Origin of the sequence: Bradyrhizobium sp. LMTR 3, assembly GCF_001693485.1 — a bacterium.
Classification (GTDB): domain Bacteria; phylum Pseudomonadota; class Alphaproteobacteria; order Rhizobiales; family Xanthobacteraceae; genus Bradyrhizobium.
The window spans coordinates 434,078-451,539 of sequence record NZ_MAXC01000043.1 but is presented as its reverse complement, the minus strand read 5'-3'; the positions used below and the strand labels follow the sequence as shown (position 1 = coordinate 451,539).

13 protein-coding genes are annotated in these 17,462 nt (G+C 63.7%); 5 read left to right on the top strand and 8 right to left on the bottom strand.

The features are described 5' to 3' along the window. Positions 1-31 precede the first annotated feature (31 nt). Complete coding sequence (locus tag LMTR3_RS25630) at positions 32-496, bottom strand: Lrp/AsnC family transcriptional regulator (RefSeq protein ID WP_065747741.1); 465 nt, start codon at positions 494-496, stop codon at positions 32-34. 159 nt (positions 497-655) lie between these two features. Here LMTR3_RS25630 and LMTR3_RS25625 point away from each other — a divergent pair, with 159 nt between their 5' ends. After that, positions 656-1,669 carry a 1-aminocyclopropane-1-carboxylate deaminase gene (locus LMTR3_RS25625; RefSeq protein ID WP_065747876.1) on the top strand — a complete coding sequence of 338 codons (1,014 nt, stop codon included), beginning with the start codon at positions 656-658 and terminating at the stop codon, positions 1,667-1,669. 9 nt (positions 1,670-1,678) lie between these two features. Here LMTR3_RS25625 and recQ read toward each other — a convergent pair whose 3' ends face one another. Next, the gene (gene recQ, locus LMTR3_RS25620) at positions 1,679-3,541 is read right to left on the bottom strand and encodes a DNA helicase RecQ (protein ID WP_065747740.1); all 1,863 of its coding nucleotides are present in this window, start codon (positions 3,539-3,541) and stop codon (positions 1,679-1,681) included. Positions 3,542-3,798: 257 nt separating this feature from the next. Between recQ and LMTR3_RS25615 the strand changes: the two genes are divergently transcribed. Genes LMTR3_RS25615 through LMTR3_RS25605 form a run of 3 tightly spaced genes read left to right on the top strand, consistent with a single transcriptional unit; the run spans position 3,799 to position 7,870 of the window. Continuing rightward, a complete protein-coding gene (locus LMTR3_RS25615; protein ID WP_065747739.1) occupies positions 3,799-5,151 on the top strand; it encodes a cytochrome c in 1,353 nt (450 codons plus the stop codon). Further along, a complete protein-coding gene (locus LMTR3_RS25610) occupies positions 5,148-5,645 on the top strand; it encodes a (2Fe-2S)-binding protein (protein ID WP_065747738.1) in 498 nt (165 codons plus the stop codon). Before LMTR3_RS25615 ends, LMTR3_RS25610 begins: the two co-directional genes overlap by 4 nt. Then, complete coding sequence (locus tag LMTR3_RS25605) at positions 5,642-7,870, top strand: xanthine dehydrogenase family protein molybdopterin-binding subunit (RefSeq protein WP_065747737.1); 2,229 nt, start codon at positions 5,642-5,644, stop codon at positions 7,868-7,870. The genes LMTR3_RS25610 and LMTR3_RS25605 overlap by 4 nt, the downstream gene beginning before the upstream one ends. A 14-nt stretch (positions 7,871-7,884) precedes the next feature. Here the strand turns inward: LMTR3_RS25605 and LMTR3_RS25600 are convergent, their stop codons facing one another. From LMTR3_RS25600 to LMTR3_RS25590, 3 genes are all read right to left on the bottom strand, one after another. Next, positions 7,885-9,261: a vWA domain-containing protein gene (locus LMTR3_RS25600; protein ID WP_065747736.1), complete on the bottom strand. Its 1,377-nt coding sequence runs from the start codon at positions 9,259-9,261 to the stop codon at positions 7,885-7,887. Between the two features lie 7 nt (positions 9,262-9,268). Beyond that, on the bottom strand, positions 9,269-10,216 hold the full coding sequence (locus LMTR3_RS25595) for an AAA family ATPase (protein ID WP_065747735.1): 948 nt from the start codon (positions 10,214-10,216) through the stop codon (positions 9,269-9,271). Between the two features lie 107 nt (positions 10,217-10,323). After that, positions 10,324-10,959 carry an HAD-IA family hydrolase gene (locus tag LMTR3_RS25590; protein ID WP_065747734.1) on the bottom strand — a complete coding sequence of 212 codons (636 nt, stop codon included), beginning with the start codon at positions 10,957-10,959 and terminating at the stop codon, positions 10,324-10,326. A gap of 108 nt (positions 10,960-11,067) precedes the next feature. Here LMTR3_RS25590 and LMTR3_RS25585 point away from each other — a divergent pair, with 108 nt between their 5' ends. Beyond that, positions 11,068-11,829, top strand: a complete 762-nt coding sequence (locus LMTR3_RS25585) for a S1 family peptidase (protein ID WP_065747875.1) — start codon at positions 11,068-11,070, stop codon at positions 11,827-11,829. A gap of 148 nt (positions 11,830-11,977) precedes the next feature. On the opposite strand, the gene LMTR3_RS25580 is transcribed toward LMTR3_RS25585, so the two are convergent. The 3 genes from LMTR3_RS25580 to LMTR3_RS25570 form a co-directional block, all read right to left on the bottom strand. After that, the gene (locus LMTR3_RS25580; RefSeq protein WP_065747733.1) at positions 11,978-14,200 is read right to left on the bottom strand and encodes an acetate--CoA ligase family protein; all 2,223 of its coding nucleotides are present in this window, start codon (positions 14,198-14,200) and stop codon (positions 11,978-11,980) included. Positions 14,201-14,378: 178 nt separating this feature from the next. After that, a complete protein-coding gene (locus LMTR3_RS25575) occupies positions 14,379-14,954 on the bottom strand; it encodes a class GN sortase (RefSeq protein WP_065747732.1) in 576 nt (191 codons plus the stop codon). A 219-nt stretch (positions 14,955-15,173) separates the two neighbouring features. Then, positions 15,174-17,447, bottom strand: a complete 2,274-nt coding sequence (locus LMTR3_RS25570) for a marine proteobacterial sortase target protein (protein ID WP_141686793.1) — start codon at positions 17,445-17,447, stop codon at positions 15,174-15,176. Positions 17,448-17,462 lie beyond the last annotated feature (15 nt).

Here is a 17,462-nt window from a genome sequence, read left to right as displayed (position 1 = left end):
GATAGCGCCGGTTTTGTGATACCTCAGGCCGTCAGAAGTCGAGCGGCGCGTTGTCGACTACCTCCTTCATGACGAAGAAGGTCCGGGTTTGGCGAACGCCCGGGAGCGCGATCAACTGTTCGCCGTGGATGCGGTTGAAATCCTCCATGTCGCCGACGCGGATCTTGAGGAAATAGTCGAAATCGCCCGCCACCAGATGGCAATCGAGCACGAATTTCAATTGCGCGACCGCCCGCTCGAAGGCGGCAAAGCTTTCCGGCGTGGAGCGGTCGAGCACGACGCCGACCATGACGAGCGCGCCCTTGCCGACCTTGCGCGGCGCCACCATCGCCCTGACCCCTGCTATGAACCCCTCGTCGAACAGGCGCTGGGTGCGGCGGTGACAGGTTGCGGCGCTGACACCGGCCGTTTCGGCCAGCTCGGCATTGGTCAGCCGGCCGCTATTTTGCAGCAATCGCAATATCTTAAGATTGATACGGTCGAGCCGGCCCGGCATGGAAGAATGGTTCCGCATTTGTGTCACATGATGGTCGATAATGCATCACATCCCAGAAATGGTGCAATAATAGAGCGGACCGTTCGTCGATTTTGAAAGCACCTATCTGGATCATGATGATAGGCACTCCCCGACATCAGACCATCAACGGGGATGACCATGTTGGAGAAATTCGAACGCTATCCGCTCACCTTCGGGCCTACCCACATCGAAAAGCTGGAGCGGCTGTCGCAGCATCTCGGCGGCCGGGTCGAGCTCTATGCCAAGCGCGAGGATTGCAATTCGGGGCTGGCCTTCGGCGGCAACAAGCTGCGCAAGCTCGAATACATCGTGCCCGACGCGATCGCTTCCAACGCGGACACGCTGGTCTCGATCGGCGGCGTGCAGTCCAACCACACCCGCATGGTTGCGGCAGTGGCGGCCAAGATCGGCATGAAGTGCCGCCTGGTGCAGGAAAGCTGGGTGCCGCATGAGGACGCGGTCTACGACCGCGTCGGCAACATCCTGCTCAGCCGCGTGATGGGCGCGGACGTGCGGCTGGTTGATGAAGGCTTCGACATCGGCATCCGCCAGAGCTGGGAAGAGGCGATCGCGGACGTGAAGGCCAAGGGCGGCAAACCCTATGCGATTCCGGCCGGCGCCTCCGTGCACAAATATGGCGGACTCGGCTATGTCGGCTTTGCCGAAGAGGTGCGAGCGCAGGAGAAAGAGCTTGGCTTTGCCTTCGATTACATCGTGGTCTGCACGGTCACCGGCTCGACCCATGCCGGCATGCTGGTGGGATTTGCCAAGGACGGCCGCGCGCGCAAGGTGATCGGCATCGATGCGTCCTTCACCCCGGCCCAGACCAAGGCCCAGGTGCTCGACATCGCCCGCAACACCGCAAGTCTTGTCGAGCTGGGTAAGGAGCTCGTCGAGGACGATGTCGTCCTGATCGAGGACTACGCCTATCCGGCTTACGGCGTTCCGTCGGAAGAGACCAAGGAGGCCATCCGGCTCTGCGCGCGCCTCGAAGGCATGATCACCGATCCCGTCTACGAGGGAAAATCCATGCAGGGCATGATCGACCTCGTGAACAAGGGCTATTTCCCGAAGGGATCGAAGGTGCTCTACGCCCATCTTGGCGGCGCGCCCGCGATCAACGGATACGCTTACACCTTCCGTAACGGATGAGGCCGAGACTTACGCGTCGGCCCTCCGCACCACCGCGAGCAGTTCGTCGCCGTAATGTTCGAGCTTTTTGTCACCGATGCCGGGAATATCGCGAAGCGCGTTCAGCGTCATCGGCCGCGCGGCGGCGATGCCGTCGAGCGTGGAATCATGCAGCACGACATAGGCCGGCACGCCTCGCTGGCGCGCGATCTCCGAGCGCCACGCGCGAAGCGCGGCCTGAAGAGGGGCGTCGGCGGGCCTCGCCTCGGTACGTGGCGCGAGATCGCCACGCCTTGATTTGGCGCGGCTGGCGCGTATGCGCGTGCCCGGCGCCGCCTCGCGCAGCATGATTTCGGTCTCGCCCCTCAGGACGCCGCGCGCGCTCTCGGTCAGCTTCAGCGCGTTGAAGGCCTCGCTGTCGGCTCGCAGATGGCCCATGGCGACCAACTGGCGGATCACGGCGCGCCATTGCTTCTCGTTGAGCTCACGGCCAATGCCGAACACGGACAGCTTGTCATGCCCGAATTGCGTGACGCGCTCGGTGAGCCGACCCACCAGCACGTCGATCAGGTGCATGGCGCCGAAACGTTGTCCGGTGCGGTAGGCGCAGGACAGCAGTTTTTGCGCGGCGACCTTGCCGTCGCGAAGCTGCGGCGGCGACAGGCAGTTGTCGCAATTGCCGCAATTGCTGCCGGTGACCTCCTCGCCGAAATAGCCGAGCAGGCGGCTGCGCCGGCAGCCCGCGGTTTCCGCCAGTGCAACCAGCGCGTCGAGCTTGCCGATCGACACGCGCTTGAACGTATCGGAGCCGGTGGATTCGTCGATCATGCGGCGCTGCTGCACGATGTCGGTCAGGCCATAGGCCATCCACGCGCTGGACGGCTTGCCGTCGCGCCCGGCGCGGCCGGTTTCCTGATAGTACGCCTCGATGCTTTTCGGCAGGTCGAGATGCGCCACGAACCGCACGTCCGGTTTGTCGATCCCCATGCCGAACGCGATGGTGGCGACGATCACGACGCCGTCCTCGTTGATGAAACGATCCTGGTTGCGGGCACGAACGCTGGCGTCGAGACCGGCGTGATAGGGCAGGGCCGGAATGCCGGCGTTGCTCAGCGCTTCTGCGGTATCCTCGACCTTGGCACGCGACAGGCAGTACACGATGCCGGCGTCACCCGCGTGCCGCTCGCTGATGAAGGCCTTGAGCTGAGCCGGGGCGTTCTGCTTCTCGACGATCTCGTAGCGAATATTCGGGCGATCGAAACTCGAGATGAAGCTCGGTGCGCCTGATAGCCCCAGACGGGTCACGATCTCCTTGCGTGTCATCTCGTCGGCGGTTGCCGTCAGCGCAATGCGCGGAACGTCGGGAAAGCGCTCCGCGATCGCGGACAGGCCGATATATTCGGGACGGAAATCGTGGCCCCATTGCGACACGCAATGCGCCTCGTCGATCGCAAACAGCGCGATATTGGCTTGACCGAGCAGGGAAAGACAGCGCGGCGTCAAGAGCCGTTCCGGCGCGACATAGAGCAGGTCAAGGTCGCCTGCCAATAGCCGCCGCTCGACTTCCGAAGCCTCGTCGAATGACAGCGTCGAGTTCAGCACGGCCGCGTTGACGCCGGCCTCCAGAAGTCCTGCAACCTGGTCGCGCATCAGCGCGATCAGCGGCGACACCACGATGCCGCAGCCCTCGCGCAGCAGCGACGGCAACTGATAGCACAGCGACTTGCCGCCACCGGTCGGCATCAGCACCAGGCAATTGCCGCCCTCGGTCACGTGCCGGACGATTTCTTCCTGCGCGCCGCGGAAGGCGGGCAGGCCGAACACGGAATTCAGGACGGACAGCGCGTCGGGGGCATTGCCAGGTTCAACGTACCGGGCTGCAGGTGCAGGCATGGGAGTGAGGTCGTCCGGTTGAAGGCGTATGGCGCCAGCTTTGGGGGGCAGGCACCGCGGAATTGAGGGATCAATAGGCCAAAAACATCGTGGCAAGTCTATGCCTGATTTTTTTGGCCTGATTTTGATGTTCCCGCGGCGTGCTTCGGCAACGGTACCGAGGGGTCAACTGCCGGTGATCGGCGCGGTCTGGGACGAACGACGCAGGGAGATTTGCGTTAGAAGGCGACCCAAGCAACAAAACCCGAGGCGAGAGCATGCGGGCATCGACGCGGATCTTCGCGAGCATCGTTGCCGCCGTGCTGATCGCTGCCGTGGTCGCAGCCTTTGCCATTGCGTGGCGCCCGACAATCGCGGCAATCGATCCTCCCGACCCGCAATCCTTCGATGCCGCCCTCGTCAAGCGAGGCCGCGACCTGGCGGCGATCGGCAATTGCAGCGATTGCCATACGCCGCGTGGGGCCAGGAACTTTGCCGGCGGTCTGCCGGTGCCGACCCCGTTCGGCACAATTTTTTCCACCAACATCACGCCGGATCCGGAGACAGGAATCGGCCGATGGTCGGAAGCAGCATTCCGCCGCGCGATGCGGTCTGGCGTCAACCGTGAAGCCCAGCACCTTTATCCGACGTTCCCATACGACCACTTCACCAACGTCAGCGATGAGGACGACCGGGCGCTCTATGCGTTCCTGATGACGCGGCAGCCGGTTCGCGCGGCGCCACGCGAAAACCAGCTTTCTTTCCCGTTCGACCAGCGGCTCGCCATCGCGGGATGGAAATTGCTTTTCCTTCGCCACGACACCTATCGGCCTGATCCCAGGCAGAGCGCCGAGTGGAACCGCGGCGCCTATCTGGTCGAAGGGCTCGCCCATTGCGGCGCCTGCCATACGCCGCGAAATGCGCTGGGCGCGGAGCGGGTCAGCGCACGGTTTGCCGGCGGCGATGTCGACGATTGGCACGCCTATGCGATCAACGACCAGTCCCGCTCACCCGTGCCCTGGACCGCCGATGCATTGTTCAACTATTTGCGCGAAGGCTGGCATCCCGATCACGGCACCGCGCGCGGGCCGATGGCGAAGGTGGTCAGCAACCTGTCCTCGGTGCCGGCAAGCGACGTCCGCGCTATCGCAGTCTATATGGCCAGCGTTTCCGGTACGCCAGCGCCTGGCCGCGCGGCACCACGCGAGGATGCCTTGGCGCGCGCCAAGGCGGCTTCGCAGGCAAACCCCGTTGGCGCGTCGATCTACACTGCTGCTTGCTCATCATGCCACGAGGGCAGCAGGCCGCTTCCTTATGGCGGGGTCGATCTCGGCCTCAGCACCGCGATCTCAAGCCCCGATCCGCGCAATCTCGCCAACATCGTCCTTTCAGGCATTGACGCGGTGGAAGGCGAGCGCAGCCCGATCATGCCGGGCTTTGCCGCCAGCATGAACGACGAACAGGCTTCGGCCTTGCTGAACTATTTGCGGGCACGGTTCAGCGACCAGCCGGCATGGACCGATCTCAAGAAGACCATCGTAGAAGCGCGGCGCACACAAACCGTATTTCTCCAGACCTCGCCCGCGCCGCGCAACGCGCCTGCCGACCCTCAGCAGCGAGAAAAGCCATGATGACATTGAAGGTCAACGGCCGCGAGCATCAGGTCGACGTGGAGGCGGATACGCCGCTGCTCTACGTGCTGCGCGACGACCTCAAGCTCAATGCCGCCAAGTACGGCTGCGGACTAGGACAATGCGGCTCGTGCACGGTAATCGTGGACGGCAAGGCGGTGCTGTCCTGCGTCGTGCCGATGGTGCTGCTCGAAGGCAAGCATATAACGACGCTGGAGGGACTCGGCACGATCGCCGAGCCCGCGCCGATCCAGCGGGCGTTCATGGAAGAGCAGGCGGCGCAATGCGGCTATTGCATTCCGGGAATGATGATGCGGGCGCAGGCCTTGCTGCAGAAGAATTCGAAACCGACCGACGAGCAAATTCGCGCCGAGCTCGAACCGCATCTGTGCCGCTGTGGCACCCATATGCGGATTCTGCGTGCGATACATCGGGCGGCGCGGCTGATGGACACGGCGGATGCGTCACCGGCAGCCAGCGGGAGCGCCCGATGAACGCCGCCGTCATTATCGATCGCCGTCGTGTGCTGGCAGGCGGCGGCGCGCTGATCGTCAGCTTCTCGCTCGGCAGTGCCTTGGCGCAGCAACAAGAGGCGCCCGCGGCTGCCGCGCCGAGCCCGCCCGGCAGCTTGAAAACATCGCCCTATCTCGACGCGTGGATTCGCATCGACGCCGATGGCGTCGAGGTGTTCACCGGCAAGGCCGAACTCGGTCAGGGCTTCAAGACGGCGTTTCAGCAGATCGCGGCCGAGGAGCTCGATATTGCCTTTGAATCTCTGAAGGTGACGACGGCGGACACGCGCCTGACCGCGAACGAAGGCTATACGGCCGGCAGCAATTCGATGAAAGACAGCGGCACCGCGATCCAGAACGCGGCAGCGCAGGTCCGTGCGCTGCTGATCGCGGAAGCGGCGCGGCGGCTTGGTCTGTCGGCCGAGAGCCTGCGCACGGCAGACGGCGCGGTGATCGCGCCGGATGGTAACCGCCTGTCGTATGGTGAGCTCGTCGCAGGCGACATGTTGCATGTTCAGGCGCAGCCGACATCCAAACTGAGGGCTCCCGCGACGTTCAAGGTGATCGGCCGGTCTGTGCCGCGCGTCGACATCCCCACAAAAGTGACCGGCGGGGCGGCCTATGTTCAGGACATGCGGCTGCCCGGGATGCTGCATGCCCGCGTCGTGCGGCCGCCGAGCTACGGCGCGCAACTGACCGAATGCGATACCGCTGCCGTCGAGAAGCTGCCCGGCGTCGTCAAGGTCGTGCGTGACGGCAATTTCCTGGCCGTGGTCGCGGAAAAGGAATTCCAGTCGATCAAGGCGATGAACGCGCTTGCCGCTGCCGCGAAGTGGAAGGAATCCGCGAGCCTGCCTAAGCAGGATAATCTGCTTAACGTGTTGACCAGCCTGCCTTCGCAGGACACGACGATCTTCGAGCGCAGCAATCCCGCCGTCGCGGCCCACAAGACCATCGAGGCGACTTACACGAGGCCCTATCAGGCGCACGGATCGATCGGGCCTTCCTGCGCGGTGGCACAATTCATCGACGGCGCGATGATGGTTTGGACGCATACGCAAGGCGTCTTTCCCGATCGCCAGGGCATCGCCGAAATGCTGCGTATGCCGCCGGCCAGCGTTCGCCTGATCCATGTCGAAGGCTCCGGCTGCTATGGCCATAACGGCGCCGACGATGCCGCGGCCGACGCCGCGCTGATCGCCCGTGCGTTACCCGACCGACCCGTTCGCGTGCACTGGACGCGCGAACAGGAACATGCCTGGGAGCCGTTCGGCCCGGCGATGGTGACGAAGCTCAAGGCCTCACTCGACGGCAATGGCAGGATTGCCGACTGGAATTTCGATGTCTGGAGCAATACGCATTCGATGCGGCCGGGCGGTGCCGGATCGATGCTGGCGGCGCAGCACATGGCGCAACCCTTTGCCGTGCCGGCTCCCAGGCCGTTGCCGCTGCCCGAAGGCGGCGGCGACCGCAACGCGATCCCATTCTACAATTTCCCCAATGCGCGTGTGGTGCATCACTTCATTTCCGCGATGCCGCTGCGGATTTCAGCGATGCGGGCGCTCGGCGCCTACCACAACGTGTTCTCGATCGAGAGCTTTATCGATGAGCTCGCCACTCTTGCCGGCGCCGATCCGGTCGAGTTCAGATTGAAACATCTCGACGATCAGCGCGGCCGCGACGTGATCGAGAAGGCCGCGCAAGCCTTCGGATGGGAACCTGATCAGAAGCCGCCGCCAGATCGCGGTTACGGCTTTGCCTTTGCGCGCTACAAGAATCTGGCTGCCTACTGCGCCGTCGCTTCCGAAGTGGAGGTGAACCGCGAGACCGGTCGCCCGCGCTTGGTCCGCGCGGCGGCGGCGGTCGATAGCGGTCAGGTGGTCAATCCGGACGGGTTGATCAACCAGATCGAAGGCGCAATCGTGCAGTCCATGAGCTGGACGCTGTATGAAAGCGTAACGTTTGACGACACCAGGATCACCAGCATCGACTGGCAGACCTATCCGATCCTGCGTTTCAATTCAGTGCCCGAAAGCATCGTGGTTCACATCATCGACCGGCCGGGGCAGCCGTTCCTCGGCAGCGGCGAGACCGGGCAGGGCCCGGCGGCGGCCTCGATTGCAAATGCCATCGCCAACGCCACGGGAAAGCGGCTGCGGAATTTGCCGCTGACGCGCAAGCGCATCAAGGAAGCGATCGATGCGTGAAGGTGGCTAGGCGGCTACTGATAGCTCGCCACGATGTCGGACACCGCGCGTTCAAGCTGCTTGGCGGTAGCGCATTGGCGGACGACCGTGCAAAAGGTCGAATAGCGTGGCATTTCGGAATCGCCCCAACCCCAGGCCATGCGTCCCTCGGGATTGAGCCAGACCAGCCGCTTCGACCGTTCGGCAATTCGACGAACGATATCCGCGCGGGGATCGAGGTTGTTGCTGCGGGCATCGCCGAGCACGATCACGGTGGTCTGTGGCGTGATCGCGCTCATCCATTCGTCTTCAAAGTCGGCGAGGGAGCTGCCGTAGTCCGACGAACCAAAACCCACTTTGGACATGATCTCGGCCATCGCCTCTTCCGGCGATTTGGATTCCAGGATGTCGCTGACTTCGATGAGATGTCCTGAAAATGCGAACGAACGGACGTCATCCACGACCTCGTGCAGGCTATGGATCAGCAGCAGGAAGAAATCCGAAACCCGCGCCACCGAGCCCGAGACGTCGCACAACGCCACGATCTTCGGCTTGTCGCGATGCCGCCGCTTCCACGCGGTGAGAAACGGCACGCCGCCCCAGGCGGCGTTGCGGCGGATGGTGCGGCGGACGTCGAGATGGCCGCGGCGCTGGCGCTTGCGCGGCTTGGAATAGCGCTCGCGCAGGCGGCGCGCGATCTGGCGGATCAGATGCCGCATCTGCTCGACCTGCCGCGGTTCGATCCGCGATAGCGGCGCATTGCGCAGGATCTCGTTGCGCAGGTTTTCCGCTTCCTCGCGCCCGTACAGCATCAGCGCCTGCGAGACGGTGTCGCGCACCGTGCCGCGCAGGCCGTCGAGCGCAGTGGTCAGCCGCTCCGCCAGCGCCGGGTTGGTGGCGGCGAGATTGTCGAGGTCGTCGCGCAGACGCTGAATGCCCATCTGGTCCAGGATGCGACCGGAGAAGATGCCGCGCTGCGTGAAGTAGCGGATGTCGGACAGCGAGGCCGCGCTCGCCGCGTTGGCGATCGCTGCCGAAAGCTGGTTGCGATCCTGGGCCAGCAGCATCTGGGCGAGCTGGCCGAGCCCTTCCGCCTGCTCGTCGCCGCCGCTTGTCTCGCCCGGCGAATCGGATGCTGCGTTGGAGCCCTGCGCATCCTGCTCGTTCGGCTTGCCATCTTCGGGCGGCGATTGCGGCTCGGGCTGATCGAAGAACAGGTCGAAGCAATCGCCGAGCGCCTTCTTCTCATCCTGCGTCTTCGCGAGCGTCAGCAGAAAAGTGTCACGCAAGATTGTGCGGTCGGTGAAGCCGACCTTGGAGACGGCCCGCATCGCGTCGATGCTTTCCGCCGGCGAGAGCCTGACGCCTGCGCCCCGCGCCGCACGAAAGAAGCGATGCAGGTTCTCGCGCATTCGCGCCTCACCCGAAGACGTTTTGACGCGAGGCCTTGGCGATGAAGGTAGAGACCTGCGGCATGGTGGCCTCGATGTCCGCCTCGTATTTCAGGAGAACGTTGAGCGTATCCTTGACCATCTCGTGGCCGAGCTCGGGCGCCTGCAGCAGCACCAGCACGCGCGCCCAGTCGATGGTTTCGCTCACCGACGGCAGCTTCTTCAGGTCCAGCGTGCGGACCTCGTGGATGAAGCTCACCATCTGCCGGCGCAGCGTCTGCGAAATGCCGGGCACCCGGCTCTCGACAATACGCTCCTCCAGCTTCTGCTCGGGAAAGCCGATGTGCAGGTGCAGACAGCGCCGCTTCAGCGCGTCGCCGAGATCGCGCTCGCTGTTCGAGGTCAGGATCACGGTCGGCGGCGCGACCGCGACCACCGTCCCGAGTTCCGGAATCGTGACCTGGAAATCGCTGAGGATTTCCAAGAGCAGCGATTCGAATTCGGCGTCGGATTTATCGATTTCGTCGATCAACAATACGCAGCCCGCGGGCTGCTCCAGCGCCTGCAACAACGGCCGCGGTTCGACGAACTCCTTGGAGAAGAACACGTCGCCGAAATCGTGAAGCTGGTTCAGCGCCGCTTCCAGCGTCGGCGCGCCGCCGAGCACTTCGCCGAGCTTGTCCTTCAGGATCTGCGTGTACAGGAGCTGCTTGGCGTATTTCCACTCGTAGAGCGCCTTGGCCTCGTCGAGCCCCTCATAGCATTGCAGGCGGATCATCTTCATGCCGCGCCAGGCGGCGATCGCTTTTGCGAGCTCGGTCTTGCCGACGCCGGCCGGACCTTCGACCAGAATCGGTTTCTCGATCTGCTGTGCCAGATAGACCGCGGTCGCGATCTGGCGGCTCGCAATATAGCCTTGCGCCGCAAGGCCGCTTTCCACTGCCTCGATCGAGGCCGAAGGCCTGATATCAGCCACCGGGTTTCAACTCCGAATTCGATGATTTCGGAGTGTTCTGCCTGCGTTCACGGCAAAGGACAAGCGCCGTTTCGTCATAACGAGCGCGTAGTTCCGGTATTTTCCGCCTAGCGCAATGCCAGCCCGGTCGCGGCCTCAAGCTCGGTGATCGCCTGCGCCGCACTGACCACCTTGATTGTGGTCATGCCCATCTCGCGCGCCGGCTTCAGATTGACGCCGAGGTCGTCGAGATAGACGCAGTTTTTTGGATCGACCTCCAGCGTCTCGACCATTATCCGGTAGATGCGCGGGTCGGGCTTTCGCAGGCCGATTTTTGCCGACTCGATGACATGGTCGAATAGCGCCATCACTTCGGCGACATAGAGCGTGCGGCCGCTGTGGCTGCCGATGGCGTTGGCGGGCAGGTTGTTGGTGATGCAGCCGGTCTTGAGCTTTGCTTTCACGCGCTTCAGCGCCTCGACCATCTCGGGCCGTAGATCGCCGGACAATAGCGGCAGCACGTCCTTGCCGCGAACCGCCGCGCCCAACGCCAGGGATTCGGCCGCAAACAATTCGTCGAAGGCTTCAATATCGACCTCGGCGCGCTCGAATTTTGCCCAGGCATTTTCCAAATGATTGGCGGCATTGGTGCGCCGGATGATGTCGGCCGGCAGCCCGCGCTCGGTCTCGAACCGCGTGAATGCCTCGAATGGCGAGGTGGTGAGCACCCCGCCGAAATCCCAGATCACTGCCTCGATCATCATGTCCTGCCTGAAGTAACGCTCGGGGGAGCGGCTAACACGGATTGACTGCGCGAACCAGCCCGATCGCCGCGCTTGGCGATGCGCGCCGCACAAGCTATTGCTGCGCCGATGAAGATCCTGCCTCGAATGATTGCCGGCCTGGTGCTGCTGCTCTCCGTTCCCGCCCATGCCATCGTCGGCGGTGGTGCGCCATCTACCGAAGGTGTGGCCCGCTCTATCATCACCATCGTCGGATCGCGCGGTAATTTCTGCACCGGGGCCTTGATTGCGCCAAGACTGGTGTTGACGGCGGCGCACTGCGTGCAGCCCGGCGCGGAATACAAGATCGTCGAGTATGGTGCAGACAGGCAACCTTCGTTGCAGGACGTCAAGAGCATTGCCGTTCATCCTGGCTTCAATATGCAGGCGATATCAGGACATCGCGCGACGGCGGATGTCGCGTTGCTGCACTTGGCGGCGCCGCCCAAGGGAAAAGTGCCGGCGGCGCTCGGATTGCCTGATATCCCGATCAACGTCGGCAGTCGTTTTACGATCGCGGGCATCGGCGTAACCGTCCGCGGCGACGGCAAGAGCGGCGGCACCATTCGCGCCGCCAGCCTGGTCGCGACCGGCAGGCCGGGGACGCTGCAGATCAGGCTGGTCGATCCGGTGGGGCAGGGCACGCGTGACGGGCTCGGCGCCTGCACGGGCGATTCCGGCGCGCCTGTGTTTGAGGACAAGCCAAGCGGTCCTGTCATTGTCGGCGTGGTGAGCTGGTCGACCGGGCCGAACGGCAGCGCAGGTTGCGGCGGCATGACCGGCGTCACGCCGCTGACGCTGTATCGGGACTGGATAGTGCAGACGGCGCAAAAGTGGGGCGTGGGGTTGTAACTTGCTCGGTGCCGTAGGGTGGGCAAAGGCGCGTTAGCGCCGTGCCCACCATTAAGCACTCCGCTCGTTATGGTGGGCACGCGGAGCCTGTCATCGGGCGCGCATTCGCGCGACCCGTTGGCTTTGCCCACCCTACGGATTCCGTGACTCAATGCCGCGCCGCCTTGTCAGCGGCGGCGTTGTTCAGCACGATCAGCCCATCCACAGCCACGCCGACCTTGCTGTTGATCAAAAACGGATTGACGTCGATCGACGCGATGCGGTTGCCGGCATCCGCCATCAGGTTCGACAGGCCGACCAGCGCCTTCACGGCGGAAGGCTCATGCAGCGCCGGCTTGCCGCGATAGCCTTTCATCTTGATGCCGGCCTTGGTCTTGGCGATCAACTGTTTTGCTTCGGCTTCATCCAAGGGTGCGCCGGCCAACGCGACATCCTTCATCAGCTCGATATCAACGCCGCCGGTGCCGAACAGCACTACGGGACCCATCTCTGCGTCGAGCGAGGCGCCGACCACGAGTTCGAGATCGGCCTTGACCTGCTGCGCGATCAGAATGCCCTCGAGCTTCGGCTTGCTCTTGATCTTCTTCACCCGCGCGGTGATGTCGTTGAACGCCTTCTTCACTTCCGCGGCGCTGTTGAGGTTCAACACCACGCCGCCGATGTCGGACTTATGCAGGATGTCGGCGCTGACCACCTTGGCCACCACGGGGAAGCCGATCTTCTTGGCGATCTTGACGGCTTCCGCCGCGGTCTGCACAATCTCTTCCTTCGAAACCGGGATGCCGTAGGCTTTCAGCAGCTTCTTCGACGCGACCTCGTCCAGTGCGGCGGCGCCATTGGCGGCCTTGAGCGTCTTCTCCAGCATTGCGCGCGCGGAAGCTTTCGAGCTCGAGACGATATCCGGCACCTCCTTGCGCAAGGACGCATATTCGATCAGCGACTTGATTGCCCTGACGGCGCGGTCGAGGCCCTGCATCACCGCGACGTTCGGCAGCGACTTGCGCAAGGCCTTGGTGAACTCGGTGAACCCGATCGACATCGCGCTGATGTAGACCACGGGCTTGTTGGCGGCACCCGCCATCTCGTTGACGAGGCGCAGATTGCGCTCGCGCAATTCGTGCGGCGCCTTCGGCAGTTCGGCGTCGATGATGACAATGTCGGTGTCGGGATCGTCGATCATGATCTTGATCGACTTGATGTAGACGGAGGGATCGACCACGGCGGCAAAGCCGGCATCGAGCGGATTGCCGACGATGCTGCCGGGCCCGAGCATCTGCGCCAATTGTGCCGTCGCATTCGGGCTCAGCGGCGCGAAGTTCAGGCCGGCCGAATAGAACGCGTCGATCAACAATCCGCGCTTGCCGCCGGAGAGCGATACCGCGGCGAGCCGGTTGCCCTTCGGCGGATCGGCATGGACGAAACATTCGGTGGTCTCGATCAGTTCGTCCAATCCGCGGACGCGGATCACGCCTTCGCGCGTCGAGATCGCGTCGAAAGTTTCGATCGAGCCGGCGAGCGCGCCGGTATGCGCCATCGCGGCGGCGCGGCCGCCCTCGGAGGCGCCAAGCTTGAGCGCGATGACCGGCTTGCCGGCAGCCCGCGCGGCCTTGCAGGCTTCGCGGAACACTTTCGTGTTCCGGACACCTTCGAGATAGACGACGATGACGCGGATCGAAGGATCGGCGGCGAAATAGGTCATCAGGTCCGGCGTCTCGAGCCCGGTCTCGTTGCCGGTCGTCACCATATAGCCGACGCCGACGCCGCGATCCTCCAGCGTCTGCCGGATCGCCATCACGATCGCGCCGGATTGGCCGACAATTGCCACCGGTCCAGCCTCCATCGTGACGATACGGTCGTCGATGTTGGTGAACAGTTTTTCGCCCGCGCTCAAATTGCCGAGGCAGTTCGGCCCGGTGACCGCAAGGCCGGTCTCCTTCACGGCTTGCTTCAGTTCGACCGCCAGCCGCTGGCTCTCCTCATCCTGCAGCTCGCTGAAGCCTGAGGTGACGATGGTGGCGGAGCGCGCGCCGGCTGCCGCGGCATCGCGGATCACCTGCACCGCAAAACGCGCCGGCACCAGCACCAGCACGTGATCGGGCTTTTCGGGCAGGCTTGCAAAATCCTTGTAGCAGGACACGCCCCAGATTGTTTCGCGCTTGGCATTGACTGGAAACAGTCCGCCTTCGTAACCGTACTTGATCAGATTGTTCCAGATGCGCTCGGCATAGTTGCCGGGCTTGTCGGTAGCGCCGACCAGCACGATATTGCGTGGGTGCAGCATCGCATGGATGCTCTTGACGATGTCGCTGGCGTCAGGCGATGGCGACCATTTTTCGACCGTGTGCGATGCGGTGCTTGCCTGAGCGTCCATGAATATCCCTAACTCTGTTGTTCCTGGCCGCGGCGATCGAGAACGATCGTCTCGCCATGATCTTCTTTTGATTAAGACCTTTTTATTGAGCCTTTTTATTAAGCCTTGGCGAGGGTGGCAACACGCGTTGCGCGATGAGCGCCATTCGCGCCGCGCAAGATTTCCCGGCTTACAGAATTCAGTGCGTATCTGATACGGGTCCGAGCATCGTGGCGTGCACAAGATAGCGCTCCGGCCCCTGAGTCAGCGCGTCGAACGGCCAGCAGGTCGACAGCACCAGCTCATGCCCGCCCGCGAGCGGATCGATGCCGGAGGCATCGAAGCGCACGACCGAGGTCGTATCCACCCGATAGCGGAACGTCCGGCCGTCACGTCTTGTGACCTCGATTTCGTCACCGACAATGACGTTCTTCAGGAAGGCAAAATGCCTATCGCGATGCGCCGAATAAACGGCTACGCCGCGTTCGCCGGCGTCGGGTGTCTGTTCGACGTGACCCGGGCCGAAGGCGAGCGCCTGACCGCTGCTGCCTGCGAGCACGATGGCGCGGGCACCGAGCCGCTTCACCTCGATACGAGCAACCGGCCAGGTGTCGGCCCACGACCACGGCTTTGTCTCGCGCCCGGTTGCGACGGTTTCCTCGAAGGCGCGTTCGAGCAGGACCTGTGCGAGCAGCGCCTTGGCGTGGATGTACGCCCCTTGGCCGAACAGGATCAGGCCGATGAGTGCGAGGCGGAGAGGGAGGATGAAGCGCATCGGTTGTTGTGCCGTCATTGCGAGCGATCTCACGTCGTCATTCCGGGGCGATGCGAAGCATCGAACCCGGAATCTCGAGATTCCGGGTCTGGTCCTGCGGACCATCCCGGAATGACGTTCGTGGTGGAAAAGCGGCGCGCGCGGCTCTGGGGGGACGGGTGGAAGCCGCGCGCGCTCTGGAAAGAGGAGGTCGGGGGTCCCTCCTCCTTTCAGCCGACGTCAACGCAGTGACATCTGACGTCGATTGAACACCAAGACGATCAGGCTGAACGTGAGCAGGATCACGCCCGCAATCATCTTCAGTTCGGCGTCGGTCGCCGTCCTCGGCAGCGTGACCGTGCTGGGCGCTGCGGTGGCGACAGGCTGGGCCCGCTTCAGCGCCGCGATCTGAACCCGTGTCTCCTCCGTATCCGCGCGCCGTTCCATCGGCGTTGCGGGGGCGCGTGGGCGCTCGCCGAACACCTTCTCAAAATCCCAACCCGCCGGCAGGTTGATCGGCAGTTCCGAGACCTTGAGCGGCTCCCCTTGCGGACGGCTCGGCGTCTTGTCGACCGCGACCAGGCTGGTCAGCCGCGTGACGAGCTGGTGCTCGAGCGCCAGCGCGAGGATGGCCTTATCCGCATCTTCCGGGGTCGCCTGCCGCGTGGTGCGCGCAACTTCGGCATCCGCGATCTTGCGGCGTGCCCAGAGTTTCGAGAGCCCCTTGCCTTCAGCGGCATCTGCCAGCGGCAGGGTGACCATCCAGGGGCGGTCGCCGATACGCCCCTTGATCTCGACCGAGCCGGCGAGCTTGTCGAGTCTTGCTGCGAGCACCAGCGGCTCGTCGCGGTAGACGTCGGGAATCGCAGCCGGCGTCATGTCGGCGCTGGCGTCGGAGAATTTTGCGACCAGATTGGTCACCATGGGATTCTCCAGTTTGGCGAACAGCCCGCGCATGCGCTCCTCGACCTGCTCGACCGAGCCGATATGGGTGAAGGTGCCACGGCCGAGTTCGGCGGCGCGTGTCATCAGATAGGTATTCGGCGCCGAGCCGATGCCGACCATGAAGACACGCGAGCGGCCGCGTAACGCGTCGATGGTTTCGAACAATTGCTGCTCGTTGCCGATGGCGCCGTCGGTCAGAAACACGACCTGACGGACGTAGTTGGTAGGACCAGCCTTGTCGGACAGCGCCGCGCGCATTGCCGGCACCAATTCGGTGCCGCCATTGGCCTGCAGCGCGCCGACGAAAGAGGTGGCCCGGCCGATATGCTCGCTGTCGGCCGGCACGGCCGACGGAAACAACATATCCATGGTGTGGTCGAAGCGGATCACGTTGAAGCGGTCGTTCGGCTGCAGGCGGCCGAGCGCGTAGATGAGGCTCGCCTTGGCCTGGACGATCGAGACGCCGCCCATCGAACCGGAATTGTCGATCACGAAAATCACCTCGCGCGGCAGCGGCTTCTGCTGCGCCTGCTCGACCGACGGTGGCGTGACGAAGGCGAGCAGATAGTCGCTGTCGCCGACGCGCTCGCGGAACAATCCGACCGAGGGCGCCGTCTCGGCCAGGGGCTTCCAGGTCAGTTCGAAATCGCGATCCGCCGGCACCGGGCCTTCGGCCAATCGAAGAATGCTCGTATTCGCGTCCGGCTTCTCGGTCTTGATCGCATGATGGTGGCTCTTGATTTCGCCGAGCGGGAAGCCGGCCTGCAGCCGCACGGTGATGCGGGTCGGGTTGACCGGCGCGTTGGTTGCGGGGTCGAGCACTTCGGGCGAGATGCGGTCGCGATCCGGAACGGGATCGGATTTGATCGCCCCCCAGCCGCCGCCGTCCGGCTTGAAATCGACGCTCTGCACGACGGGCGCGGGATTGTAGCGCGGGGCCACCACCATCGGCACCCGCAGCGAGAACGTGTCGCCGGATTGTTGCACCGGCTCCTGATACTCGATCTGTACCAGCACGGTTTCGCCGGGGCCGATATTGGCGACCGAGTTGGTGAAGATGTTCGGCCGCTCCTGTTCGGTCAGCGCGGCCTTCTGCCCGCTCTGCTTCGCCTGTTCGTAGATGGCCTTCGCCTGCTGCCGCTCCTTGATGTCGCCGACCACCACGCGATCACCGATCACCATCTTGAGCGAATCGACCGCGCCGCCGGCCGGCAGCGGGTAGACATAGACCGCCTCGACCCAGTCTTTCGAAGGGTTGCGGAAAATCTGGGTGATGCGGGCGCGGACGGTGGGACCCGACACGGTGAGATCGACGTCGACGCCGAGCCGTGATGCATCGGCGTAACCTTCCTCATTCTTTATGAGCAGCGAACCAGAGCGCGCGTCGCCCGGCTTGAGATAGTTGGCCGACAGGCGCTCCGCCGACCAGACCGACTCAAAACTCAAAAATAATGCCGCAAATCCGACCAGGATTACGGCAACGCCTTGCATCACAAAGAACAGCACCAGCCTGGCCAGGCTGGGCCGTTCGTTGCGTTTGTCGGCCTCGATGTCGTCGCATGTCGTCATGTCGCTCACTCCCGC

What these genes read in the sequence shown, in the direction of transcription:
- LMTR3_RS25610 (WP_065747738.1), top strand. Translation starts at nt 5,148, where the DNA reads ATGATGACATTGAAGGTCAACGGCCGCGAGCATCAGGTCGACGTGGAG.
- recQ (WP_065747740.1), bottom strand. Translation starts at nt 3,541, where the DNA reads ATGCCTGCACCTGCAGCCCGGTACGTTGAACCTGGCAATGCCCCCGAC.
- LMTR3_RS25570 (WP_141686793.1), bottom strand. Translation starts at nt 17,447, where the DNA reads ATGACGACATGCGACGACATCGAGGCCGACAAACGCAACGAACGGCCC.
- LMTR3_RS25580 (WP_065747733.1), bottom strand. Translation starts at nt 14,200, where the DNA reads ATGGACGCTCAGGCAAGCACCGCATCGCACACGGTCGAAAAATGGTCG.
- LMTR3_RS25615 (WP_065747739.1), top strand. Translation starts at nt 3,799, where the DNA reads ATGCGGGCATCGACGCGGATCTTCGCGAGCATCGTTGCCGCCGTGCTG.
- LMTR3_RS25625 (WP_065747876.1), top strand. Translation starts at nt 656, where the DNA reads ATGTTGGAGAAATTCGAACGCTATCCGCTCACCTTCGGGCCTACCCAC.
- LMTR3_RS25590 (WP_065747734.1), bottom strand. Translation starts at nt 10,959, where the DNA reads ATGATGATCGAGGCAGTGATCTGGGATTTCGGCGGGGTGCTCACCACC.
- LMTR3_RS25585 (WP_065747875.1), top strand. Translation starts at nt 11,068, where the DNA reads ATGAAGATCCTGCCTCGAATGATTGCCGGCCTGGTGCTGCTGCTCTCC.
- LMTR3_RS25575 (WP_065747732.1), bottom strand. Translation starts at nt 14,954, where the DNA reads ATGCGCTTCATCCTCCCTCTCCGCCTCGCACTCATCGGCCTGATCCTG.
- LMTR3_RS25600 (WP_065747736.1), bottom strand. Translation starts at nt 9,261, where the DNA reads ATGCGCGAGAACCTGCATCGCTTCTTTCGTGCGGCGCGGGGCGCAGGC.
- LMTR3_RS25605 (WP_065747737.1), top strand. Translation starts at nt 5,642, where the DNA reads ATGAACGCCGCCGTCATTATCGATCGCCGTCGTGTGCTGGCAGGCGGC.
- LMTR3_RS25630 (WP_065747741.1), bottom strand. Translation starts at nt 496, where the DNA reads ATGCCGGGCCGGCTCGACCGTATCAATCTTAAGATATTGCGATTGCTG.